The organism is Apibacter raozihei, assembly GCF_004014855.1.
Taxonomy (GTDB): domain Bacteria; phylum Bacteroidota; class Bacteroidia; order Flavobacteriales; family Weeksellaceae; genus Apibacter; species Apibacter raozihei.
The window spans coordinates 1,179,244-1,204,538 of the sequence record NZ_CP034930.1 but is presented as its reverse complement, the minus strand read 5'-3'; the positions used below and the strand labels follow the sequence as shown (position 1 = coordinate 1,204,538).

The following is a 25,295-nucleotide window of genomic DNA, read 5'->3' as shown; positions in this document are numbered from 1 at the left end:
CGTTAGTTTACAACTATCAGCAAGATATAAAAAATAAAAAAAACCGTTATAAGATATTTATTTATTGAAAAATAAATTCTATTAAATTATCTTTGAAACATGAATTATAACGAATTAAATAATTATTATCTTGAAATTATAAATAAAGAAAAACAAAAATTAGAACCTTTAAAAAAACAGATTTTTCTTATCGCCTTACTGCGTTTTATCTGGACTATTGGCGGAATATTACTCTCCTACATCTTATGGAGTCATACTTTTTACCTGATTAGCAACATATTTGTTTTTCTTATAGGCTTTATTGTTTTATTAAAAATTCACGACAAGCTTTTTTATAAAAAAAATTATGCCTTAACTATGATTCAGCTTGCAGAAAATGAATGTAAGAGTATTAACTATGACTTTAGTCCTTTTGACGGTGCTCCTGAAAATATTCTAACTGAACATAGTTTTTGCTATGATCTGGATTTATTTGGTGAACGATCCTTATTTCAATCAATCAATCGCACCATTACTAAAATGGGTAAAAAATATTTATCTGACTTGTTTTTATATCCATTAAGTGATAAACAAAAAATTATTGAACAACAAGAAGCTATTAAAGAACTTACAGGAAGTCAGCAGTTAATTCATCACTTTAGAGTTATAGGCAACCTTGACAAAAAAGAAGACATAGATACTACAAAGTTTACCTCTTCTTTTTCTCATAAAAATCTTTTATATAAAAATAAATTCTGGGAAACTGTATCTTTACTAGTTCCTGTTATTTATTTGATTACTTTAGTCCTCTGTTTTACAGGTATGCTCCCCTTCATAACATTTATTCCATTATGGTTAATAACATTTGCTTTAAGTTCTTCTTCTATAAAATCTATTCATACTGTCCTGGATATTTTTGATAAAAAAACAGACCAACTTTCCAATTACCACTCTCTATTTCAACTGATCGAAAATCAAAAATTTGAAAGTAATTTATTAAACACTAATCAGAATTTTTTAAAATCTGGTACTACACAAGCGTCTCTTGCCATAAAAAAGCTGGAAAGATATTGTTCCAACATAAATATGGGACTTTCCTATCCGGTGGTCTTATTTTTTAATCCGGTTTTATTCTGGAATGTACGTTATGCTATTAAGATTGAACAATGGATTGAAAAACATCAAAATGAAATTCCTTTATGGTTTGAGGCACTTTCCCGATTTGATGCACTATCATCTCTTTCTGTTTTTAGTTACAATCACCCCGATTATATTTACCCACTCCCTATTACAGATCACTTCAATTTCGAAGGTAAAGATTTAGGTCATCCACTCATACCGAGAGATATTTGTATAAAAAACGATATACAAATTAAAAACAACTCTTTTTTTATGGTCATTACCGGCGCAAATATGGCTGGAAAAAGTACATATCTCAGAACTATTGGAGTAACTCATCTTCTTGCCTGCATAGGTGCACCGGTTTGTGCTAAAACCTTAAATTTCTATCCGGGTAATTTGGTTACAAATTTAAGAACCACCGACTCATTAGTTGATAATGAATCTTATTTTTTTTCGGAATTAAAGCGTTTAAAAATGATTATTGACAGACTAAAATCCGGTGAGCAGTTATTCATAATTTTAGATGAAATATTAAAGGGCACTAATTCAGAAGACAAACAAAAAGGATCTTTAGCCTTAATGAAGCAGCTTATACAATTAAATGGTAATGGAATAATAGCTACACATGATTTAGTTTTAGGTTGTTTAGAAAATGAGTATCCGAATCATATTAAGAACTATCGCTTCGAGGCTGATATTACTCATGATAAATTATCATTTACCTATAAGATGCAGGAAGGTATTGCTAAGAACATGAATGCTACTTATCTTATGAAACAAATGGGTATTACCGGACTCTAAAATGCACAGGAAACAGGAAGGTTGCTTAAGATAAGCAACCCTCCCCATTGATTTAATTAACTATGAAAAATTAATGTATTAAATAAATCATGGTAAAAATAAACATCAAAACCTAGTATTATAAAATATACTCTTACACGATTTAAACAAGCGGTTCGTTCTTATCAATCACAACTTTTTTACGAACCATCGCCCGGTAACGTTTAATAAACCTCTCCCTATTATCAATGATAGCTGTTAAAGCTTCTATAACATCCTCTTTAGCTCTGGCAAATCGAGTTCTTACATTTTCTGGTGTGGTTTTTAGCAATTTAGATGCTAACACATAATCTCCTACCTCCATTTTTTCTTTAATTTGTTCGATTGTCATAACAATATAATATTTTTTTAATATATTTGTTTATTAATAAACCAAATATATAAACATTTTGTTTCAAAAACAAATTAAATTACACATAATGTTTATATTTTATATTAAACATGGATAAAAAGAGCATTTTAAGAGAAATAATGAGCTATTACAATTTTAAAAGAAAGTATATGTTTGCTCAGTTTTTAGGAATTTCTTCACAAAGATTATCAAATTGGCTATCTCGAGGAACCTATAATCCCAAATTATTAACCACAAAATGTGTAGAATTTAACCCCGAATGGATTGTTACTGGCAAACAACCTGTTTTCAAAGACGAATACAAAAAAATAGATTTTACTGAGAACCTGGTCGAAGAACCAGAAAACGGAAGTATATATAAAAAACAAAAAGCACAAAATATTCCTTTATATAAATTAAACGCGAACACCAGCCTCAAAAACGTTATCAACAACAAAAGCAAAAATATAGCTATAACCGATTTCATACACTTACCAGATCTAGCAGAGTGTGACGGAGCAATATATGTTAAAGGAGAATTTATGAGTCCGCTTCTAAAAAGCGGAGATATTATCACATTTAAAACCCTTTCAATTAAAAACATACTTTGGGGAGAACTTTACCTTGTTGAAACAACTCTGGAAAACAAGAACATATCTTTAACTATCGGATACATTCAAAAATCAGATATTGGAGACAACTTTATAAAGATAACCAGTGAAAATCAAAATTTAGAGGAATTGAATTTAAATATCAATAAAATAAGTTATTTAGCCCTTATACATTCGAGTATTAGATTTCATTAAAAAGGAAAATATTTCCCAATATAATATCTATTAATGTTTTTGATTTTCTAATTATCAAAAAACAAGATTGTTTACCTGTTATAACAATATTATCGTTTTTTTATTATATTTGTCTAATAATCAAACCGATAAATAAACAATATGTTTATTTAAAAGATAAAAAACGTATGAATATTTCTGAAATTTTAAATAAAATCAAAGAATTTTATGGTATAAAAAAGGATGCAGAATTGGCAAAGATGCTTGACATATCACCTCAGACACTTTCTAACTGGAAAAACAGAAATACATACGACCCACTTCTCGTTTACACAAAATGTGTAGGCATCAATGCAGAATGGCTTCTTACCGGAAAAGGATCTATGAACAGACATGAACCTTTAGACAAAGACGTCCTTATTCAACTGGCAGAAGACACTGATTTTGTTTTTACCCCGGACAAAAACAAGATAATTCCTCTTTACGACCTTGACAATAATGATGATCTAAAAAATATACTGGAAAAGAAAACCGACGACTCTCAAATACTTAATTTTCTCAAAATACCTAATTTAACCGGCTCCGATGGAGCAGCCTACGTTAAAGGCAACTCAATGAAACCTTTGTTTAAAAGCGGAGATATTATTATTTTCAAAGGCATTCCGGTGAGTGATATATTTTGGGGAGAGATATATCTTATTGAAATCGCCTTAGATGATAATACATGTTTTTCAACTATTAAATACCTTCACAAGTCAGAATCAGGAGAAGACAGTATCAGATTAACCAGCGAAAATCCTGCTTATGACTCACAAGACATTCCTCTGAACAAAATAAATGCAATCGCATTGATACGAGCAAGCATCAGAATGCATTAAATAAGTCTTAGTTTAAAACTCCTTAATCCCTTGATATTATACCGGTCACAACTTATTTAATTTTATTTAAGCAAACCACACATACAAAAAAAACACCAAATATAATTTTGTTTATTAATGCTAAAATTATAATTCTAAATCATCCACATAAACACAAAATAAGACTTTTTGTCACTAATTCGCTTCCTGTTAATTAAAAAACGACATTTTGACTTATTTAAATTCATAATTATATCATATATGTCATAAATAAATGATTCATAGCAAATTAATTTAACTAATAGCTAATTTGGATCACATTTTGATGAATCTATTTCAGATAATTTAAACTATGGATTTTAATAAATTAACCATCAAATCACAAGAAGCCTTACAGCAAGCACAAGTGATTGCTCAAGGCATGGAACATCAGGCCATAGAGCCTGCTCATTTGCTAAAAGCTCTTTTAGAAAGCGAAGCAAGTGTAATAACATTTATATTAAAAAAACAAAATTCCAATTTAGCATATATAAACTCAGAATTACAATCTATATTAAACTCCTTACCAAAAGTATCCGGAGGTCAATTATATCTTTCACAAAACGCTAATAAGGCACTTAATGATGCTCAGCTTGAAGCAAACAAGATGAAAGATGAATTTGTAAGTCTTGAACATATTTTTATTGGAATTCTTTCTGTTAATGATAAAACTTCCCAATTACTAAAAGATCAGGGAGTAACTAAAAATGGAGTAGAAAAAGCTATTGAAGAAATACGGAAAGGAGAAAGAGTAACCTCTCAATCTGCTGAGGACAATTATAATTCTCTAAATAAATATGCGAAAAATCTAAACGAATTAGCTCAAGAGGGAAAATTAGATCCGGTAATTGGTAGAGATGAAGAAATAAGAAGAGTATTGCAAATATTATCCCGTAGGACTAAAAACAACCCTATACTAATTGGTGAGCCAGGAGTTGGTAAAACGGCTATTGCAGAAGGTATTGCCCATAGAATAATTAACGGCGATGTACCAGAGAACTTAAAAGATAAAACCATTTATTCTCTGGATATGGGAGCGCTAATTGCAGGAGCTAAATACAAAGGTGAATTTGAAGAACGGCTGAAATCAGTTGTGAAAGAAGTTACCTCTTCCGAGGGTAATATTATCCTCTTCATAGATGAAATACACACTTTGGTAGGAGCCGGAGGCGGAGAAGGAGCCATGGATGCTGCAAACATTCTAAAACCTGCGTTGGCAAGGGGAGAATTACGTTCCATTGGCGCAACTACTTTAAATGAATATCAAAAATATTTTGAAAAAGACAAAGCTCTGGAAAGGAGGTTTCAAAAAGTAAATGTGGAAGAACCTGACGTAGAAGATGCGATAGCTATACTGAGAGGTATTAAAGAAAAATATGAAGCGCATCACAAGGTAAGAATTAAAGACGAAGCAGTCATAGCTGCTGTAGAATTATCAAACCGTTATATTTCTGACAGATTCCTTCCGGACAAAGCGATAGATCTTATAGATGAAGCCTCTTCTAAGCTTAGAATGGAAATGAACTCCAAACCAGAAGAACTGGATGCATTGGATCGAAAGAAAATGCAGCTTGAGATTGAATTGGAAGCTGTTAAGCGAGAAGCAGAAAGCCCTACTTCAAATGAATCCATTAAACAGGCAAATGAAAAGAGGCTGAATCTGGTAAAAGAAGATTTAGCTCAACTTAATGAAAGACGTGATGAATTAAGCGCTTCATGGAAAGCTGAAAAAGAGAGAGCTGAAAAAGTACAGGAAATCAGAAAAAATATTGAAGATTACAAACTGGAAGCGGAAAGAGCGGAAAGAGCAGGAGATTATGGAAAAGTTGCTGAACTGCGCTACGGAAAAATTAAAGAGCAGGAAGAACTTCTCTCTCAGGCAGAAAATGATCTTTCCGATGACAGACCTAGGCTAATAAAAGAAGAAGTTGATTCTGAAGATATTGCTGATGTAGTTGCTAAATGGACTGGTATACCTGTAACTAAGCTGGTACAAAGTGAACGGGAAAAATTATTAAACCTTGAATCTGTTTTACACCAAAGGGTTGTTGGACAACAAGAAGCGATTGAAGCCGTAGCAGATGCAATACGACGAAATCGTGCCGGATTGAATGATGAAAGAAAACCTATCGGATCTTTTCTTTTCCTTGGAACTACCGGAGTTGGTAAAACAGAATTAGCCAAAGCCTTGGCTGAATTTTTATTTGATGACGAAAATTCAATGACCCGAATTGATATGAGTGAATATCAGGAAAAACATTCTGTAAGCAGATTGGTTGGAGCTCCTCCGGGATATGTAGGTTATGATGAAGGTGGACAATTAACTGAAGCTGTAAGAAGAAGGCCTTATTCTGTTATATTGCTCGATGAAATAGAAAAAGCACATCCGGATGTATTCAATATATTACTTCAGGTACTTGATGATGGAAGATTAACGGATAATAAAGGAAGGACTGTAAACTTTAAAAACAGTATTGTCGTCATGACCTCTAATATGGGCTCAAATTTAATACAGGAAAATTTTGAGAATCTTACTCAGGATAACCATAAGGAAATACTTGAACTAACCAAAAACCAGGTCATGGAACTATTGCGCAAAACTTTACGACCTGAGTTTTTAAACAGAATTGACGAAACTATTGTTTTCAAACCATTAGATAAAAATGAAATCAGAAGCATTATTGATATACAATTAGATTCGCTTAATAAAATTCTCAGTAAAAAGGGAATACATATGAATATGACTGATGAAGCAAAAGATTATATTATGAGTAAAGGTTACGATCCTTCTTTTGGTGCCCGACCTTTGAAAAGACTCATACAACATGAGATTCTTAATCAGCTTTCTAAAGAAATATTAGGAGGAAAAGTAAATGATAACGATAATATAGTCGCAGATTACTTCCCTGAAACCGGTCTGGTTTTCAGAAAAGAAAATGCTGATTAAAAGCCAACGTTAAATAACTTCACAAAAACTCTTTGGGTTACCAAAGAGTTTTTTTTAACCTATAATAATATCTTTGTAAAAGTCTTATATATATGTAGCTATAAAAACTTCATTCCGTAGCTTTATATAAGAATAGTTTAAAAGAATATAAAAAAAATCATTTATTTTATTTTTTAATTAATGTATATTTACTATATTTGTATAAAGCATGAAGGGGTTCATGTTATATAAGAATAATTCGCACTATAATTTTTTATTAAGGAACTCCCCAAGACATCTGTCGGGGAGTTTTTTAAATTTTAGGCTTTTTTTTATCTATCTTAATCTAACCTGAAATCAAGGCTAAATAAACTCATAAAAAAATTCAATCTAAATAACTTACCTTTGTAACAATTTTAAAAATTCTTACACTTATTTAATAAAGAATGAAAATTCATTTTACAGAATGAGAATTTACATTATTATAATTGCTTTTTTCATATATGAAATAGCTAATGCTCAAAAAGTATGGTCTTTTAATGATTGTCTTACGTATGCACGTGAAAATAATCTGCAGGTCTTGGCCTCCAAATTGAATGAACAATCACAGGAAGCAAATTACAAAATTGCTAAAAATCAGAAATTGCCGGATTTTATAGGTAATGTAGGTAATGACTTTACCTCCGGTCCTATATCTAAGCAAACGATAGATCTTAAAGAATTAAAAATTAATTCCCGATATAATTATACTCAGGGATATCAAAACAGTTTAGCTTTGCAGTCCTCTGTTATTTTGTATAATAATGGAAACCTAAAAAAAACAGAAGAAAAAAACAGTTTGTTGCTGAAACAGTATCAATATACTACTGAAAAAATAAAAAATGATATCTCTTTACAACTTGTTGGAAATTATTTGACAGTATTGCTAAATAAAGAGCTAAAAATTGTAGAAAAAAACTCTTTAAATACGTATGAACAACAATACGACAGAAATTTAAAATTATATAATGCAGGAAGTATTCCTTTGAGTACTTTATATGAATCTAAAGCTAATCTGGCAAATGCGAAAAAATCATATGAAAATTCCATCATTGAAGTAGATCGCTCACTTATGGTTTTAGCAATGCTTTTACAAAAAGATTACAGAGGGTTTCAAATAGAAGACGTTAAAATATCAGATAATATAAATTCTCCGCTGATCAATGTTCCGGATGTGGTACAATACGCATTTCAAAATCAACCAGAAATTAAATCCGCAGAATTAGGTATAGAAGCAGCCAAAAAAGATATTGATATAGCTAAAACAGCTCTCTATCCTACTATTACCGGTGGTTATAAAGCAAGTACTTCTTATCAGAATTTTTTTGACCGTTCCAGCAAATCATTGAGTGAACAATGGTATGATAATCACATTCAAATGCTCTCAGTCGGTGTAAAAGTTCCTATTTTCAATAAAGGTATAAGTAAATTACAAATTGAGCAGTCCAAGATTAAACAATATGTTGAAGAAAACAAACTTGAACAAGAAAAGCTTACCTTAAAACAAAATATTGAAACTTCTTATTTTGATGTTAATTCATCCTTCCAGACTTTTCTTTCGGCTATGGAAGCAGTCGACTCCAACAGAATTTCTTACGAATTTGCTGAAAAAAGTTTTGCTGCCGGAAAAATAAATGTTTATGATTTAAACATTGCCAGAAATAATTATTTCTCTGCTCAATCTCAAATGCTTCAGGCTAAATATTCATATCTGTTTAAATTAAAAATCCTTGATTTTTATACCGGAACTCCATTAAATATTACTTCAGACGAGGATCTATCCGGGAATCAATCCAAAAATCAAAACTTATCTCCTCAACAAATACTTTCAGAAAAAATAGAATCTGAAGAAATGACACAAAACTCTTCTGAAACTGTGTCTTCTCAAGAAAATACTAATAGTGTATTCAATTCAAATACTCAAAAAGACAAAAGCAATGAAAGTGATTACAATGAGAAAAAAGTTACTGCAAACTCTGAAGTAGAAAACATTAAGAAAAGCACAAACATTCCTGCATCCGAGCAAACAACTGGCAAAACAGTAACAAATAGCTTTGAAAACATCAAAGAAAATCCTTCATCAGGTATAAAAGATGATGTTGTTCCAGCCAACCCGCAAAACATGCCAGCCCCTGAAACTAAAGTATCAGATGCAAAACCTGCTTCTAAATCTGTAGATGATGAAAAGGCTAAACGTGAAGCATTAATTATGGAGAGACGTGCTAAACTTATGAAAGGAAGTCAAAACGACACAATTTCCAACGATGCTCAGAGAGAAGCCTTGATAAAAGAGAGACGAGCAAAATTAAGTAAAGGTTTATAAAAAATATAATTGTTCAAAGGATTCTAAATTTAGAATCCTTTGAACTGTTTATTTCATTAAATTTTATAGGCATATAACTTCTGAACATATTTACCTATAATATCAAATTCAAGATTAACTTTATTACCGACTTTAAGATTTTTTAAATTAGTATTTTCCCAGGTGTAAGGTATAATAGCAACAGAAAATTGGTTATTTTGACTATTAACTACTGTCAAGCTGATGCCATTTACAGTTATTGAACCTTTTTCAACGGTTATGCTGTCTCCTTCATAAATAAAAGTCAACAGATAACTGCCATCTTGGTTTTCTACTGATTCTAAAACTCCTATCTGATCTACATGTCCCTGAACGATATGACCATCCAGACGATCCGAAACCTTAACACATCTTTCCAGATTTACAATATCACCGACTTTTAATTCTGAAAAATTAGTCTTTTTCAGAGTCTCAGCAATTGCAGTTATACGGTAACATTCTTCATTGATATCTATTACTGTTAAGCATGTTCCGTTATGAGAAACACTTTGATCTATTTTTAATTCAGTTAAAAAAGGAGCTGATATGGAAATCAATAAATTAGATTCTTGCTTTTCGATATCAATTACTTTACCTGTAGCTTCAATAATTCCTGTAAACATGAGATTGTTTATTTTTTACTCAAAATTACTATATTTTAAACACATTTAAAGTAATTAGCATAATACAATTGTATCCTTCGAGTTGAACTGTGGCTGCACAAAAGTCTTAGAACAGGAATCTTCCTCTTAAATTTTCTTTTTAATAAGACGTTTCAACGTTTATTTTTTTTAATTTTGTTCTCAATATAATATAGCAAAATCTGTGATGAAAAATAATAGGATAAAAGTTGGAATTAGTGTAGGTGATCCTAATGGAATAGGTGTAGAGGTAATTCTTAAAGCCTTACAAAATAAGGAAATTCTTGATTTTTTCACTCCTGTTATTTTTGGCTCTACTAAATTAATGTCATATCAGAAAAACATTTTCGGACTAAACTCCATGCATTTTCAGGGAATTTTTAAACCTGAAGAAGCAATACATGGTAAAATAAATGTAGTAAATCTTTGGAAAGAAAATGTAACTATAGAGTTTGGGCAACCTACTGCTGAAGGTGCGCAAATGGCACAATCATCATTAAATGCTGCTTTGGAATCATTACAAAAAGGCTCAATTGATGTATTAGTTACCGCTCCGATAAATAAAGAAGTTATGCAAATGGAAGAATACAAATTTCCCGGGCATACAGAATTCCTGTCAGATGCTTTAGGAGGAAAAGCTCTTATGCTACTTGAGAATGAGAATTTACGAATAGCATTGGCTACACACGATCTTCCTTTATCTGAAGTAGCTCCTAAACTAAATAAAGAGGTTCTAAAAAAACAAATAAAATCTCTAAATACAACACTTGTTCAAGATTTTTGTATTGAAAGACCCAAAATTGCTGTACTAGGTTTAAATCCTCATGCCGGAGATAACGGATTGCTCGGAAAAGAAGAAATTACAATTATACAGCCTGCCATAAAAGAGAGTTTTGATAGAGGAATTTTAGCATTCGGCCCGTATTCAGCAGACAGCTTCTTCTCAGAAGTACAATATACGGCATTTGATGCTATTTTAGCCATGTACCATGATCAGGGAATAATACCATTTAATACTATTACAGCTGAATATGGAGTTAAATTTACTTCCGGATTATCCTTTATTAGGACAGCACCCAGTCATGGAGCAGAGTATTCCATAGCAGGCCAGAATGTTGCTCAGCCCAAATCATTTGAGCAGGCTATATTTGAAGCCATATCCATTTATAAAAATCGAAAAGAATATATCAAATTAAAAGCTAATGCCTTACAAAAAACTAAAATAGAAGGTATTGATATTGATGAAGATCTTCCTTTGGATGGAGAAGAAATATAAAAAAACAGATTACATATTTATAAAATCGCAACTTAAACTTTCCATTTCACAAAAAGGACGCAAAGCATTTATCGTTACAAAAGCATCAAATGCATGAATATCTTTTACAGCTATATCTATCGGTTTAATTTTTCCTTCATCTATCAGCTTAGCTCGCTGGGTACCCTTTAACAAAGGAATTCTAGGTGTAAACCAATCATCATTTTTCCTAAAAACTATATTTGCTATTGAGGTATCAGTTATTAAACCATTTTTTAAAATCAATATATCATCCGCATCAATATCTTTTTTCAGCAATTCGATGCAGGAACGATTTTCGTATTTATAATTATATTCTATAGTATTACTAATTACTAATTGTAGCGTTTTAATCTCCTTTTTTATATAAGGAATAAATTCATAACTCTCTATAACATCTGAATAAATAATTCTGCAACGATAAATTTCATTCTTATTTAATTCGTCAGGAACTGATATTTCATTCTCAATTTTTAAAATATCAGATAATTTAAAGAAATCATATCGGCTTTTATTTAATCTAAAATTATGATAGTCAATATTTTCCAACTTATTATTTTTAACTAATATAGTTTCAATAAACCGGCACATATATTTTTTGTATTAATTCTTCGTATTCTTTTCTTGCATCACTCATAGAGGTTATTCCTCCCCCACTTTTATAATAATAATTATTATCGTTTTTTTCAATATAACGAATCATAACCATACTATTCACCGTATTACCATCAAAAATTCCGGCAATCCCCGTATAGAAACCTCTGGAATGTGTTTCTGTCAGATTAATTATTTCAATAGTTCTTTCTTTAGGAGCTCCACATATTGAGCCGGCTGGCAAAAGTTTATCAAAAATGTCTCCTATATGCATATTCCAGTTATTATTCAAGATTCCGCTTATTCGTGAGCTTACCTGCAAAATACTTCCATTCTGAGTTTCAACTTTTTCAATATATCGAAATTTCTCTACTGTAACATTTTTAGAAACTAAATTTAAATCATTTCTTATCAAGTCCACAATCGTATAATGCTCAGAGCTTTCTTTAATGTCAGACAAAATTATACTTTCAGCATTAGGTATACTTCCATCTATTGTTCCTTTCATTGGATAAGAAAAAATTTTATTATCTATTATTTTCACAAAAGTTTCCGGAGAAAAACACACAAATTTATCATCAAGCCAAAGCCTGTATTTAGCTTTTGCGCAGTGGAAAATCTCCTTAAGGCTATATTTGCTTTTAATGGGTGTAGAAGTGGTTAAATTGAGCAAATATGTATTCCCAGAAGCAATTTCATGCTGTATTCTGTTAAATTGATTTAAATAAGTTGTATAATCAACTGGAAACACTTCCAGCTGAATTGATTTTTCAGATTTAATAGTCTTGCTTTCAGTATTTGAAATACCTTCAAAATCATACAAGAGCATGTCTGTATTAATTTCACTTAAAGGTATAACTACTGAAGTATCTTCATGATAGTCTATTATAAAGACAAAAGGAATTTTCTTTTGTCCAAGTAGGTTCATTTTTTCCTTAACAACATGTGATATTTTCATAGAATTTATAAATAACAAAAATAATATTTAATTTTGTGCCCCGACATGGTCAACATAGCTTTAATCGATAATCATGATTCTTTTACCGGCAATCTTTATCAATTATTTGATGAAAATAAAAGTTGCAGGATTAAAGTCATTCCTTACAGCCAGATAAATATAAATGAGTTAGAGGTTTTTGATAAATTAGTTTTTTCACCAGGTCCAGATATTCCAAAGAGATATCCGCTATTATCGGAAATTCTTAACCGATATTCAACAACTAAAAGTATTTTAGGCATTTGTCTCGGCCATCAGACTATTGTAGAACATTTCGGAGGAAGCCTTTATAATCTCCCCAAAGTAAAACACGGTGTAAAGGAAAAAGTATATATTGAAAATAACGAATTATTATTTGCTGATCTGCCTAACGCTATAGATGTGGGCTTGTATCATTCATGGGCTGCAAATCCAAGAAAATTACCTAAAGATTTTACTGTCATTGCGAAAAATAAAGAAGGAATAATTATGGGAATTTCTCATAATCTGTTTAATATTATAGGTCTTCAATTTCATCCTGAGTCTTATATGACTGATTTTGGGAAGGTAATTATTAATAACTGGTTACATTTAAAATAAAAAAGGACGGTAAACCGTCCTTTATATATAATTTTTTTAGAATATTATCTTGCTATGTTAACAGCTCTGGTCTCACGAATTACAGTTACTTTAACCTGACCGGGATAGGTTAATTCATTTTGAATTTTTTCACTAATTTCAAAAGATAACTGAGAGGCTCTCTGATCATCAATTTTTTCACTTTGAACCATCACCCGTAATTCTCTACCTGCCTGAATTGCAAAAGCTGTGTTAACACCATCAAAACTTAATGCTGCTGTTTCTAAATCTTTAAGACGTTGTATATAAGATTCGATTACCTGTCTTCTGGCTCCGGGTCTTGCACCACTTATAGCATCAGCTACCTGAACTATTGGAGCTATCAAGCTTTTCATTTCAACTTCATCATGGTGGGCACCAATTGCATTGGATACTGTCGGGTTTTCTCCGTACTTTTCTGCCCATTGCATACCTAATATAGCATGCGGAAGTTCAGATTCTTCTTCCGGAACTTTACCTATATCATGCAATAAACCAGCTCTCTTAGCTATTTTTGCGTTCAGCCCTAACTCAGAAGCTAAAATTCCTGCAATATTTGCAACTTCTCTGGAGTGCTGTAAAAGGTTCTGACCATAAGAGGAACGATATTTCATACGCCCTACAGTCTTAACTAACTCAGGATGCAATCCATGTATTCCTAAATCTATAATAGTTTTTTTACCTATATCTATAATCTCTTCCTCGATCTGTTGTTGCGTTTTTGCTACGATTTCTTCGATTCTTGCCGGGTGTATTCTTCCATCTGTTACTAAACGGTGAAGGGAAAGTCTGGCAACCTCTCTTCTTACCGGATCAAAGCAAGATAACAATATAGCCTCGGGAGTATCATCAACAATAATTTCAACACCGGTAACAGCCTCTAACGCACGAATATTACGTCCTTCACGACCAATGATACGTCCTTTAATTTCATCAGACTCAATATTAAAAACCGAAACTGAGTTTTCTATAGCCTGTTCTGTACCCACTCTTTGAATGGTTTGTACAATAATTTTCTTCGCTTCTGCTTTTGCATTTAACTGAGCTTCTTCTACTATAGCTTGTATTTGAGCTTGTGCACGGGTTCTGGCTTCCTGTTTTAAAGCCTCTACCAATTCTGCTTTAGCATCTTCCGCAGAGTAACCGGAAATTTTTTCCAACATCTCTACCTGCTGCACGTGCATCTGATTGAGTTCCTCTTGTTTTTTAGCTAGCGTCTCTGCTTTTATAGTATTATCTTGAACAGCCTGTTCAAGCTGTTTCTTTTGATTATTGTTCTGATGCAGTTCTTCGTTTAGTTTAGTTTCTTTGTCTTTAATTCTTTTTTCAGCTTCAAGCATTTTTTTCTCTCGTTGATTAATCTGTTCTTCGTGTTGAACTTTTAATTCAAAGAATTTTTCTTTTGCCTGAATCATTTTTTCCTGTTTTACAGCTTCGGCTTTTAATTCCGCTTCTTTAACAATTACCTTGGCTCTTTCTTCTGCTTCTCTTATTTTATTTTCTCTGAATTTATTCAAAGAACTTTTTGATAGGAAAAAACCTATAATTGCACCTACAAACAAGGTTGCTATCAACTCTATTATTATCGTTGCATCCATAACTATATATTATTTATATAAAAAAACCTACATCAATTCTAATATACTGATTTGAGTAAACTCCATTAATCAGGATTTAAGCTATGCTTTTTCTTTGTAATCTGCTGTTGATATAAAATCAAATCATCCCTAAAGATGAGAGGCAGCCCGCCATTAAAAAAAACAAATCACTCTGTCAGTCAATTTGCGTTGAGTTTACCAAATTGAGTTAGAATCAATGTAGGATATTTTGTTCTACATATATTTTATTTATAAGATCAAATAGAAATGTTTCCGTATTATTCAGTAACTAAGTTACTAATTTTTTTTATTCTAAGCAAAATTTCTTCCTGTTCCTTTGTTTTCTCTTTAAGTAGATTCTCTAATTCAGAAGCAAGCTGCAAAGCACTCATAGCTAATGCATCTTGTTTTTCAGATATGCTGTAATTTTTTTCAAACCGAACCACATATTCTTCTAATCTTTTAGCTGCATTTCTTAACACTTGTTCTTCATCTTCCTGTACAACCAGCGGATAATTTCTTCCTGCTACCCGTATGTTTACTTTCTGCGACATTTTTTAAGTATTCTGTAATTCAGCAATGCATGAATCTATCTCTTTAATCATTCTATTCATCTGCAATTTCATCACTTTTTTGTATTCTCCGCTTCCTGAAACTGCATTAATAACCTTCAATCTTCTATTTTGCTCTTCTAATTCTTTATATTGTTTTTCTTTAAGAATAAATTTATCTTCACTTTTCGAAAGAGACACTTCCAGATATTCACACTTATCTTTCAACTCCCGATTTTCTTTAGAAAATTCGAGGATTGTAAGCTCCAATCTTTTTAATTCTTGAATTATCTCTTCCATAGGTAATGAAAACATTTACCATTCTAACTCTGGCGCAAATATATAAAATTCTTTGAAAAAAATTGTAACTATTTTGTAGTTTTACTCAAACTTTACCGAAAAGACAAAGGCTCTGGAGTGTATGGATTTTAAAGCTCCGGCCCAGTAAGGTGGAGTTCCCGGGTTATCTGCCACCAATTCATTATTGAAGAAGAATATTCCTCTGACTGCAGGAGTCATTTTGAATCTTTTAAAGTAAATTTCAATTCCTGCTTCTAATTGGTATGAAAAGTTATGGGTTTTCATTCGGAAAATCTGATCGTAATTATCCTGCTCTTTCTTCTCATTGGACTGTAAATTAATCAACCAACTGATACCACCTTGTACATATGGGCGGGTATTTTTCCATCGATCACCATGAAAATTAAGAAATAAAGGAAAATCTAAATATGTAGATTTGACATTCCTGTAAATATCCTGCTCAGTATAGCTAGGTGTCATGCCATTAGCAACTTCCTGATCAATAAGTTTCTGAACATTATGAAAAATTAAATCTCTTTGCACGAAATGCATAGCTGGCTCCAACCGTAAATCTACATAATCATGAACTCTCATTCGCCCGATTAAACCTACAGTAAATCCTGCTTTAGTGTCAGCATTAACTAAAAATCGTCCAGATTGTTCAAGCCCTTCTTCACTCGGATGCAGTTTTAAATCAAAATAGTTAGCACCCAGATAATATCCCCAGGAAAACGGTTGCTCATCGAAATCCGTATATCTTTCCAAAACCTCTTTGGTACGGAACTGTGCATTTCCCGTAAAATACAGCATTAACAACGCAAAAGTGACAATCTTCTTCATAGTAGGTGAAACGTATTTTTTACTCATTTATTTTATTCCCTCATAAATAGTTGCAACGCCAAAAGTATACTTTTTAAACTTAGCTTCTTTAAAGCCGTTTTTCAAAATCAGACGGGTCATTTTGTCCCCGTAAGGCATAGTGTCGACTGAATTGGGAAGATAAGTATATGCTTTAGAATCACCAGAAATTAATTTACCAATTCCAGGTAGAATATTCTTAAAATAAAACATAAAAAACGGAGCAAAAAAACCTGAAGGTTTAGAAAATTCCAAAATCAGCAATTTACCGCCATCTCTAAGTACTCTGGACATTTCAGAGATTCCCTTTTCCAGATTTTCGAAATTACGCACTCCGAAAGAGGCTGTTACCATATCAAATTCACCTTCATGAAACGGAAGGTTTTCTGCATCGCCTTTTATTAGCTTAATTCTATCTTTAAAGCCACTTTTATTAACTTTAACCTGGCCATAATCAAGCATTTTTTGAGATAAATCCAAACCTGTTACTTTTGCCTGGGTTTTCTTAGCATGCTCAATAGCTAAATCAGCCGTTCCGGTTGCAACATCAAGTATTCTTTCCGGCTTAAAAGCAATTACTTTCTTTTCAAGCTGATTTCTCCAATATATGTCTATTTTGAATGACAGCAATCTGTTTAAAAAGTCATAGTTTTCAGAAATATTATCGAACATTTCCTCCACTTGCTTCTTTTTACTATCGGTATCATTATAAGGCTTAACTATATTAGACATAGGAAACAATTTTTCTTTCAGTGAGTTGCAAAAATAGCAGTTTTATTTAAAACTTGTTTGATAAAAATCCAAAAATTGATTTTTCCTGAAAAGCTTAACTCTTGATTCTACAGAATCTACTTTGTTAATTACTTTAGGAAAATTTTGATTTACATTGTAATAAAAGTTTTCAATTACCAAATGATTATATCTTTTGATTTCTCCAACAAATTCATCTCCGTCAATAACCGTTTTGTGAATCTTGTATAAAGAATCAATATTTTTGATATGTCCGTAATACCGGCGAAAAGAGTAATACACAGATAGTGTTGGATTAATAAGTCCCCTATCAGTTCTCCTCACATTAAAAAAAGTATCTTTTAAAATCAAACTTCCCTTATCCGTTGATGAGGATATCGTATTTCTTCCGTCTTTAACTGCTACTGCTAAAGTCTGCCCAGGAGCAAGAACATACTTATCTCCATTTAAAAAAACATCAATACTCTTTTCTGTAGGATTATCCAGTAAAAAAGAATCTTTTTTCTCGATAAATATTTTGTAAACAAAGAAAGAAATTATAGATAGTATGACAGCTATGAATAACCCCATCAATGATTTTTTATCGGACATAATTTATTTTTTAAACACAAAGGTAAGAATATAATAGATTAATTAGTATTTATTGCATAAATTTGTCCAATTCTTTAACTAGTAACATACATTCATAGTAAAAGCATATGTTGAAAAGTATTATAATAGGATCCGGTTCTTATCTACCAAAAAAGATTGTTCCGAACAGTAGTTTTGAAGGAATCACATTTTATGATGAAAACAGAGAGCCAATTACCAAGCCAACTCCAGAAATCATTCAGAAATTTGCGGATATTACCGAAATAACGGAGCGGAGGTATGTTGACGATCCTAATGTGATGAATTCCGACTTAGCCGCAGAAGTCGGCAGACTCGCTGTAGAAGACGCAGGAATAGATAAGGAAGAGCTTGACTATATTATAGTCGCACATAATTTTGGTGATATTGATGCTAATGAAAGACAGGTCAGAATTATGCCTTCTATTTCAGCTCTTACTAAACACAAAATGGGTATTAAAAATTTGCAGTGCAGACCGTATGATATGACATTTGGTTGCCCCGGATGGAATGAGGGCATGATTCTGGCGGATCAACTTCTTAAAGCCAGAATAGCTAAAAAAATATTGGTTATTGGCTCAGAAACATTATCCAGAACTGTCGATCCGTATGATCGTAATTGTATGATATTTTCCGATGGTGCTGCGGGTGTGGTACTCGAATCCAGAGAAATTAATGAGGAAATAGGTATTTTAAATCACTATACACGAAGCGATAACGGGGATGAAGTTGGCTATTTGATAACTGACACTTCGCTGAATCCTGATTACATTGGCTCGAAAGCCAACATACGTATGAGGGGACGCAAAATTTACGAATATGCTTTAACTTATGTACCTCAGGTAATTAAAAAAGTAATAGATGAAGCTGGATATTCAATTACTGATATTAATAAAGTATTAATCCACCAGGCAAACGCTAAAATGGATCATGCTATGTTACAAAGGGTTTTCAAGCTTTACGGACTAGGTGTAAACTCAATTCCAGAAGGCATTGCCCCAATGACTATTCAAAAATTCGGAAATTCTTCTGTAGCAACTATACCAACCATGTATGACATGATGATAAAAGGGAATTTTCTGAATCAGAGTTTAAATTCTAAAGATTTGGTGATCTTTGCTTCTGTGGGAGCAGGCATGAATATTAATGCCATTCTGTACAGAATGCCTTAGAAAAAATTATTTTATGGCAAAAACCTTAATTGGAGTCTTATTTTTTGTATCTCTGATTATAGAATATTACTCTTATCAGTCAATAAAAACACTTACATCGAAAAAAATATTTCGAAGGATATGGATTGCTTTTTCTATCAGCTCCTTTCTTATTATTTTTGTTTGGTCGATGTATATAGATAGAAACAACAGAGCTCAGGTTCAATTTTTAATGGGATTTTTTGTACTTACTTATCTTCCCAAGCTTGTTTTATCGTCTGTTCTTATCATAGAGGATATTTACCGTTTTGTTTTTTATATCTTTAAAAAAACAACCAAGAGGGCTGAAAATCATAGAGAAAACTCCAGCTATTATCCTGATAGAAGAAAGGCAATAAGTACTTTAGGGCTTGGGCTGGCCAGCATTCCTTTTTTCGCAGTTATTGAAGGAATTGTATGGGGTAAATTTGATTTCAGAGTGCGGAAAATAACCTTGTCTTTTCCGGATTTACCTGACTCTTTTGACGGTTATAAAATAGCTCAGTTATCTGATATTCACATGGGCAGTTTTGACATAAAAGATTATAACAAAATTGAGAAAGGAATTCAGTTATTAAATGAACAAAAACCAGATATTTTCTTTTTTACCGGTGACTCTGTTAATAATTATGCTGATGAAATAAAACCTTGGCTGAATTTACTCAAAACTATTAAATCCAAAGATGGGAAATATTCAATTCTAGGAAACCATGATTATGGAATTTATGTTTTTGGTGCTGAAAATAAATCCGCTCAGGAGAAAAATATTGAAAAATTACATCAATATCATTCTGAAATTGGATGGGATTTATTAATGAATAAATCTGTAAGGCTTCATAAAGGAGATGATACCATTAACTTAATTGGTGTCAGAAATTGGGGAGCCGGAGGTCATTTCCCTAAAGACGGAGATCTTCAAAAGGCAACTGAACATATAAATGACGGAGAGTTTAACATCCTTCTCTCCCATGATCCTTCTCATTTTGATCATAAGATTAAACAATTTCCTAAAAAAATGCATTTAACTTTATCGGGTCACACACACGGAATGCAATTCGGTGTTGAAATACCAGGTATTATAAAATGGTCTCCGGTTAAATACCAATATCCAAAATGGGCCGGGCTATATCGTGAAAATGATCGTTATCTCTACGTAAACAGAGGTTTTGGATTTATCGGATTTCCTGGAAGAGTGGGAATATGGCCAGAAATTACTTTAATAGAATTAAAAAAAGGTTAATTTTGTCTTTCACTACCTTAGAAATTATAATTTTCTGACATAAAAATAGAATTAATATGTTGCAATCAATGACCGGTTACGGTAAATCAGAAGTTAATACTGAATGTTTAAAAATATCTATCGAAATAAAAACATTAAATAGCAAATCTTTAGACTTATTTGTTAGGATTTCTCCCAGATATAGAAATAAAGAGCTTGAATTAAGAAAAATTATCGGAGATCAATTATTAAGAGGAAAAGTCGATTTTTCTATAGCTATTGAAAATCTTAGCGCTGATAATAACTCCAGAATAAATTTAAATACTGTACAGGGATACATTGCTAATCTGGAAGAACTAAATATAGAGGGTTCAAAACTGGATTTTCTGAAAATGGCAGTAAGAATGCCTGAAGTATTTACCAATCAGGAAGTAGAAATAAGCGATGCCGAATGGAAACTTGTCATTGATTGTCTTACCTCTACTCTTCAAAAAGTAAACGAGTTCAGGCAGGAAGAAGGAGGTTCTTTAGAAAAGGTACTTCAAGAATATGCGCACAATATTTTAAATTTACTTACTGAGATTGAAAAATATGAAACGGAAAGAATTGATGGTATCCGTAGCAAATTGCAAAAACAGCTTTTGGATTTACAAGTACAGTTTGATGAGCAAAGATTTCATCAGGAATTGATATATTATATTGAAAAACTGGACATTAATGAAGAGAAAGTACGATTGAAGCAACATTGTAAATATTTTTTCGAAGTTATGGATACCGATTTTCAGGCAGGAAAAAAATTAGGATTTATTTCTCAGGAAATGGGTAGGGAAATTAATACTATCGGCTCAAAAGCTAATCATCCTGAAATCCAGAAACTGGTAGTCCTGATGAAAGACGAACTTGAAAAAATTAAAGAACAAATTAATAACGTTTTATAAATCATGGCATTGGTATACCACAAACCGGGAAATGACACTTTACAGTTGAAAGAGCTATTACCGGGTAAACATATTGAAGGAAAACTTATAATCTTATCTGCACCTTCAGGAGCAGGTAAAACTACAATTGTACAATATTTATTATCGGTTATACCTGAACTATCATTTTCAATATCTTGTACTACAAGGCCTAAAAGAGAGAATGAAACGGATGGAAAGGATTATTACTTTCTGACTGAGACTGAATTTAGGGAAAAAATTGAAGGAAAAGAATTTATTGAATTTGAAGAAGTTTATAAAAATCGTTTTTATGGAACACTTCATACAGAAATCGATCGCTTATGGAATCAAGGAAAGCATGTAATATTTGATATAGATGTGCAAGGCGGCTTAAATTTGAAAAAACAGTTTGGTGATCGTGCGCTTGCTTTATTTATAGCTCCTCCTTCGTTAAAAGAACTAGAAGAAAGATTACGCAGTAGAAATACTGAAAATGAAGAAACTTTAAAAATGCGCATAGAAAAGGCTGATCAGGAACTTTCTTTCGCAAATAATTTTGATCATGTTATTGTTAATGATAATTTAGAAAAAGCAAAAAATAAAGCACATAAATTAATTACTTCATTTTTATCCGAATAATTATTTATATTAAAAATACACAAAAACTGCCTATTCAAACGGCAGTTTTTCTTTTATATAATAATTTTACATACATCCAGTATCGACATTTATATTAAAATTTATTTAGACTTCGTAATTACTTTATAAACTATATGTAATTTAAGTAAGGTATATTAAATTTATTAAGAATAATCATCTTATTAAATACGCATATTTATTAGTTTTATAATAATATTATTTTTAATCAATAATTTATTTAAAATAATTATATTTTAATGTTATAATAAATTTTTTATTGATTTGTTTAACTATTATAAACTAACTATTATAAAAAATTCATATGCAAAAAAATGCTGTAAAATCTATTCGTTGCTTTTTCCTTTTATTACTTCCACTGCTTAATTACCAAATGCTGAGCCAGACATTGGATGAAGAAAGAATCTCAAATCTTGAAAAACGAATAAGTGTTCTGGAAGATTCAATATCCGTAAATAGGAAGAAAGAGAAACAAAGCAATACTATCAAAACTGTGTTGAATAAGGTTTCAATCGGAGGTATGTTTCAGACTCGTTTTATTAGCAGCTTAAGTTCTGGAATAGCTCATAACGGTATACATTTTGGAGATCAGGACCATTCAAGCAATACGTTTGACATACGAAGAGCCCGCTTATCTGTTCAGGCAGAGATAACGCCCAAAATCAAAATTAATGTACTCACCAATTTTGCTGATTTTAAATCTGATACTAAAACCCGTGTATTGGAAAATGCTTATCTAGGATTTAAGTATAATAAATATTTAAATTTTCGTATAGGACAATTCCGTCCATTAGTAGGTCCTGAAAATATAATACCTGTTGATATAGTAAAATCATTGGACTTTTCAAATCAATATTATTCATTAGGTGCAAATGGTTGGGGAAGCTTCCAAGTCGGAATGGATGTTTCCGGAAGCGTAGATATTGGCAAAATACCCATGTCATATTCAGTTGCTATTGTCAATGGAAATGGAAAAAACAAACTGGATACTGACAATGGAAAGTTATTTATTGCCCGAGATGCATTTAATCTTTATAAAAAATACAAATTAGAAATCGGCATAAACGGTAGCTGGGGACGAGTGATGAAGAAAGATGTCTATATGGGAGCTATTGACATCACCAGCACTATTCCTCTTGCTTCTCAATGGTCTTTATTTCTTCAAGGTCAAGGGGGAAAAGCAATTAATCACAATGAATATTTAAAGGCTTCTAATGTATCTACTTATAAAATAAACGACTATATCATGCAAGGCTGGTTTATTTTACCTAATCTCAGATATGAGGCAAAAAGAAAATATTTACACTCTGTAGAGTTTTCTTGTAGAATTGAGGAATGGGAAGTAAATAAGTTAAACGATAATAAAAAAACTTCAGTAACACCTGCACTAAGTTTTGAGTTTATTGAGAATTATAAACTTCGTCTTGTCATCGCCATGCAAATGGATCGATACAAAAAAAATATCCCTTCAACATCCTTTTACAACAGCAATTTACTTACTATTCAGTTACAGGCAAGATTTTAAATATCGACAATTATTTAATGCATAAAATAATTATGATTTTAAAACAAGTTTTATAAATTTGATGTCTTGAAGATTTTATTTTCCAGAAAAATTAAAAAATGGTAAAAATTCCTTATGAAAAAAAGGACAAAGAAAACAACGAAGAATCAAAACCTAAAAAATCCAAGCTATAAATTTTATTATTGGCTTACAGGAATTATTCTTTTACTTGCACTTGTTTTCTTTTTCAGAACTACATTTACCATGTACTATTTCATAATCAAAGGTAAATTTGAAGAAAGAGAGTATGGATATAAAAATCTGGAAAAATTAAGGCCTGAATCTGAAGCTTTAAAAATTCATTCGATAATTAATAGATACAGATCTCATGCGATAGGAATAGATATAAGTCAACATCAGGGAAATATTGCATGGGACAGTGTTAAGTATATTAAAAATGATATTCCCATTTCGTTCGTTTTTGTGAGGGCTACACGCGGGGCTTATGTTCAAGATGCTTTTTTCAGGAAAAACTGGACAAATCTTAAAAATAAGAATCTTTTAAGAGGAGCTTATCACTATTATGATGTAAATAGAAACTCAACCGATCAGGCTGAAAACTTTATGAAAACGGTAACTCTTGAAAAAGGAGATCTTCCACCAGTTCTTGATATTGAAGAGTTACCCAAAAACCAGTCTTTGGAATTATTAAAAAAAGGCATAACCAACTGGTTACATTTAATTGAAAAACAGTATCAGGTGAAACCTATTATTTATTCCAATGATGCCTATTTTATTCATCATATTGCAGATATGGATTTGACAGAATACCCTATCTGGGTTGCAAATTACAATCCCAGAAATAGTCCTAAGCATAGCCGATGGTCTTTCTGGCAATTTTCGGAAAAAGGTATAATTAAGGGTATTACAAGTAATTTTGTAGATATTAATATTTTTAATGGTAATACGAATCAGTTGGAAAAGCTAACTATAAAATAAGGAAAAGGCCAGTAAACAACTGGCCTTCTCTGATCTTAACTAAGTATAATTATTTAAAAATTCAAAAATATTTATCGGAAATATCCGAAAAACACAAGAAATTTATTTTTTTACAAATTCTAAAATCAACTGTCCATCCTTAAACAAAAACAAATTGTTGCCTTCATATTTTGCGATGTTTACACTTTCCATTGCCTGAGTAAATCCGTATTCATCATTTTTATTTTGACACATCATACGGGTGGTTACGAGTCTGGATATTATAAATTTATTTCCTTCCAATGCAAAACCACCACTGTAACGATTACATCCGGCAAACCCCTGTACTCGTGATTCTGCTTTGTCAAAACTTAAGGTGGGAACTTTATCAAATAAATCTTTCGCAGACTTACCGTTCATTTTAACCAACTCCCAGGTATCTTTAGACTTTATATTATCAATTGACAGAAAATCCGAGTTTGAAGTTTCAACTAAGGAAAACTCTGAACCAGCAATTACCTTTTCACTTCCACCAATTTCATTATTGTCCCTTTTTTCATTTTTATGCGTTCCGCAATTATAAAGCATTATCAGAAATACAAGAATTAAAGACAATTTCAAATACTTATTTGTTATTTGCATAACATTTTTCATAATTTAGTTATATTACTATTAATGCGCATTCGAGAACAAAAAACCTGCCAAATCTTTAGAATCTTCTGATTAAAATATGTTTGAGGAAGCTTATATTAAGAAATACT

The 25,295-nt window shown here is 31.6% G+C and carries 24 protein-coding genes; 13 read left to right on the top strand and 11 right to left on the bottom strand.

Annotation, left to right across the window (positions count from 1 at the left end; genetic code table 11):
- The first annotated feature begins 99 nt into the window (after nt 1-99).
- On the top strand, nt 100-1,902 hold the full coding sequence (locus EOV51_RS05525) for a MutS-related protein (RefSeq protein ID WP_128150701.1): 1,803 nt from the start codon (nt 100-102) through the stop codon (nt 1,900-1,902).
- A 142-nt stretch (nt 1,903-2,044) separates the two neighbouring features.
- Here EOV51_RS05525 and EOV51_RS05520 read toward each other — a convergent pair whose 3' ends face one another.
- A complete protein-coding gene (locus EOV51_RS05520) occupies nt 2,045-2,272 on the bottom strand; it encodes a hypothetical protein (RefSeq protein WP_128150699.1) in 228 nt (75 codons plus the stop codon).
- 110 nt (nt 2,273-2,382) lie between these two features.
- Between EOV51_RS05520 and EOV51_RS05515 the strand changes: the two genes are divergently transcribed.
- From EOV51_RS05515 to EOV51_RS05500, 4 genes are all read left to right on the top strand, one after another.
- A complete protein-coding gene (locus EOV51_RS05515) occupies nt 2,383-3,078 on the top strand; it encodes a LexA family transcriptional regulator (protein WP_128150697.1) in 696 nt (231 codons plus the stop codon).
- Nucleotides 3,079-3,245: 167 nt separating this feature from the next.
- Complete coding sequence (locus tag EOV51_RS05510) at nt 3,246-3,935, top strand: LexA family transcriptional regulator (protein ID WP_128150695.1); 690 nt, start codon at nt 3,246-3,248, stop codon at nt 3,933-3,935.
- 331 nt (nt 3,936-4,266) lie between these two features.
- The gene (clpB, locus tag EOV51_RS05505; protein ID WP_128150693.1) at nt 4,267-6,900 is read left to right on the top strand and encodes an ATP-dependent chaperone ClpB; all 2,634 of its coding nucleotides are present in this window, start codon (nt 4,267-4,269) and stop codon (nt 6,898-6,900) included.
- A 445-nt stretch (nt 6,901-7,345) separates the two neighbouring features.
- Nucleotides 7,346-9,241: a TolC family protein gene (locus EOV51_RS05500; protein WP_128150691.1), complete on the top strand. Its 1,896-nt coding sequence runs from the start codon at nt 7,346-7,348 to the stop codon at nt 9,239-9,241.
- A gap of 56 nt (nt 9,242-9,297) precedes the next feature.
- Here the strand turns inward: EOV51_RS05500 and EOV51_RS05495 are convergent, their stop codons facing one another.
- Entirely contained in the window at nt 9,298-9,882 is a 585-nt protein-coding gene (locus EOV51_RS05495; protein WP_128150689.1) for a riboflavin synthase, read from the bottom strand.
- A 205-nt stretch (nt 9,883-10,087) separates the two neighbouring features.
- On the opposite strand from EOV51_RS05495, the gene pdxA reads away from it, so the two are divergent.
- On the top strand, nt 10,088-11,176 hold the full coding sequence (pdxA, locus tag EOV51_RS05490; RefSeq protein WP_128150687.1) for a 4-hydroxythreonine-4-phosphate dehydrogenase PdxA: 1,089 nt from the start codon (nt 10,088-10,090) through the stop codon (nt 11,174-11,176).
- Nucleotides 11,177-11,185: 9 nt separating this feature from the next.
- Here pdxA and EOV51_RS05485 read toward each other — a convergent pair whose 3' ends face one another.
- Nucleotides 11,186-11,785, bottom strand: a complete 600-nt coding sequence (locus tag EOV51_RS05485; protein ID WP_128150684.1) for an aminotransferase class IV — start codon at nt 11,783-11,785, stop codon at nt 11,186-11,188.
- Complete coding sequence (locus tag EOV51_RS05480; RefSeq protein WP_128150682.1) at nt 11,769-12,746, bottom strand: aminodeoxychorismate synthase component I; 978 nt, start codon at nt 12,744-12,746, stop codon at nt 11,769-11,771. The genes EOV51_RS05485 and EOV51_RS05480 overlap by 17 nt, the downstream gene beginning before the upstream one ends.
- A gap of 45 nt (nt 12,747-12,791) precedes the next feature.
- Here EOV51_RS05480 and EOV51_RS05475 point away from each other — a divergent pair, with 45 nt between their 5' ends.
- On the top strand, nt 12,792-13,364 hold the full coding sequence (locus EOV51_RS05475; RefSeq protein WP_128150680.1) for an anthranilate synthase component II: 573 nt from the start codon (nt 12,792-12,794) through the stop codon (nt 13,362-13,364).
- A 44-nt stretch (nt 13,365-13,408) separates the two neighbouring features.
- Here the strand turns inward: EOV51_RS05475 and rny are convergent, their stop codons facing one another.
- From rny to EOV51_RS05445, 6 genes are all read right to left on the bottom strand, one after another.
- A complete protein-coding gene (rny, locus tag EOV51_RS05470; protein WP_128150678.1) occupies nt 13,409-14,980 on the bottom strand; it encodes a ribonuclease Y in 1,572 nt (523 codons plus the stop codon).
- Between the two features lie 278 nt (nt 14,981-15,258).
- On the bottom strand, nt 15,259-15,534 hold the full coding sequence (locus EOV51_RS05465) for a cell division protein ZapA (RefSeq protein WP_128150676.1): 276 nt from the start codon (nt 15,532-15,534) through the stop codon (nt 15,259-15,261).
- Nucleotides 15,535-15,537: 3 nt separating this feature from the next.
- On the bottom strand, nt 15,538-15,831 hold the full coding sequence (locus tag EOV51_RS05460) for a hypothetical protein (protein ID WP_128150674.1): 294 nt from the start codon (nt 15,829-15,831) through the stop codon (nt 15,538-15,540).
- Nucleotides 15,832-15,912: 81 nt separating this feature from the next.
- Nucleotides 15,913-16,698, bottom strand: a complete 786-nt coding sequence (gene porT / locus EOV51_RS05455) for a type IX secretion/gliding motility protein PorT/SprT (RefSeq protein ID WP_228427741.1) — start codon at nt 16,696-16,698, stop codon at nt 15,913-15,915.
- Nucleotides 16,699-17,421: a bifunctional demethylmenaquinone methyltransferase/2-methoxy-6-polyprenyl-1,4-benzoquinol methylase UbiE gene (ubiE, locus tag EOV51_RS05450; protein WP_128150672.1), complete on the bottom strand. Its 723-nt coding sequence runs from the start codon at nt 17,419-17,421 to the stop codon at nt 16,699-16,701.
- A 42-nt stretch (nt 17,422-17,463) separates the two neighbouring features.
- A complete protein-coding gene (locus EOV51_RS05445; protein ID WP_128150670.1) occupies nt 17,464-18,030 on the bottom strand; it encodes a hypothetical protein in 567 nt (188 codons plus the stop codon).
- A gap of 107 nt (nt 18,031-18,137) precedes the next feature.
- Here EOV51_RS05445 and EOV51_RS05440 point away from each other — a divergent pair, with 107 nt between their 5' ends.
- The 6 genes from EOV51_RS05440 to EOV51_RS05415 all read left to right on the top strand — a co-directional run bounded on the left by EOV51_RS05440 (nt 18,138) and on the right by EOV51_RS05415 (nt 24,555).
- Complete coding sequence (locus EOV51_RS05440; protein WP_128150668.1) at nt 18,138-19,220, top strand: 3-oxoacyl-ACP synthase III family protein; 1,083 nt, start codon at nt 18,138-18,140, stop codon at nt 19,218-19,220.
- A gap of 13 nt (nt 19,221-19,233) precedes the next feature.
- The gene (locus EOV51_RS05435; protein ID WP_128150666.1) at nt 19,234-20,478 is read left to right on the top strand and encodes a metallophosphoesterase; all 1,245 of its coding nucleotides are present in this window, start codon (nt 19,234-19,236) and stop codon (nt 20,476-20,478) included.
- A gap of 56 nt (nt 20,479-20,534) precedes the next feature.
- Entirely contained in the window at nt 20,535-21,395 is an 861-nt protein-coding gene (locus EOV51_RS05430) for a YicC/YloC family endoribonuclease (RefSeq protein WP_128150664.1), read from the top strand.
- A 3-nt stretch (nt 21,396-21,398) separates the two neighbouring features.
- Nucleotides 21,399-22,034: a guanylate kinase gene (gene gmk / locus EOV51_RS05425; RefSeq protein WP_128150662.1), complete on the top strand. Its 636-nt coding sequence runs from the start codon at nt 21,399-21,401 to the stop codon at nt 22,032-22,034.
- Nucleotides 22,035-22,356: 322 nt separating this feature from the next.
- Entirely contained in the window at nt 22,357-23,577 is a 1,221-nt protein-coding gene (locus EOV51_RS05420) for a porin (protein ID WP_128150660.1), read from the top strand.
- Between the two features lie 114 nt (nt 23,578-23,691).
- Nucleotides 23,692-24,555 carry a glycoside hydrolase family 25 protein gene (locus EOV51_RS05415; RefSeq protein ID WP_128150658.1) on the top strand — a complete coding sequence of 288 codons (864 nt, stop codon included), beginning with the start codon at nt 23,692-23,694 and terminating at the stop codon, nt 24,553-24,555.
- 102 nt (nt 24,556-24,657) lie between these two features.
- Here EOV51_RS05415 and EOV51_RS05410 read toward each other — a convergent pair whose 3' ends face one another.
- Nucleotides 24,658-25,188 carry an META domain-containing protein gene (locus EOV51_RS05410; RefSeq protein WP_128150656.1) on the bottom strand — a complete coding sequence of 177 codons (531 nt, stop codon included), beginning with the start codon at nt 25,186-25,188 and terminating at the stop codon, nt 24,658-24,660.
- Between the last annotated feature and the right edge of the window lie 107 nt (nt 25,189-25,295).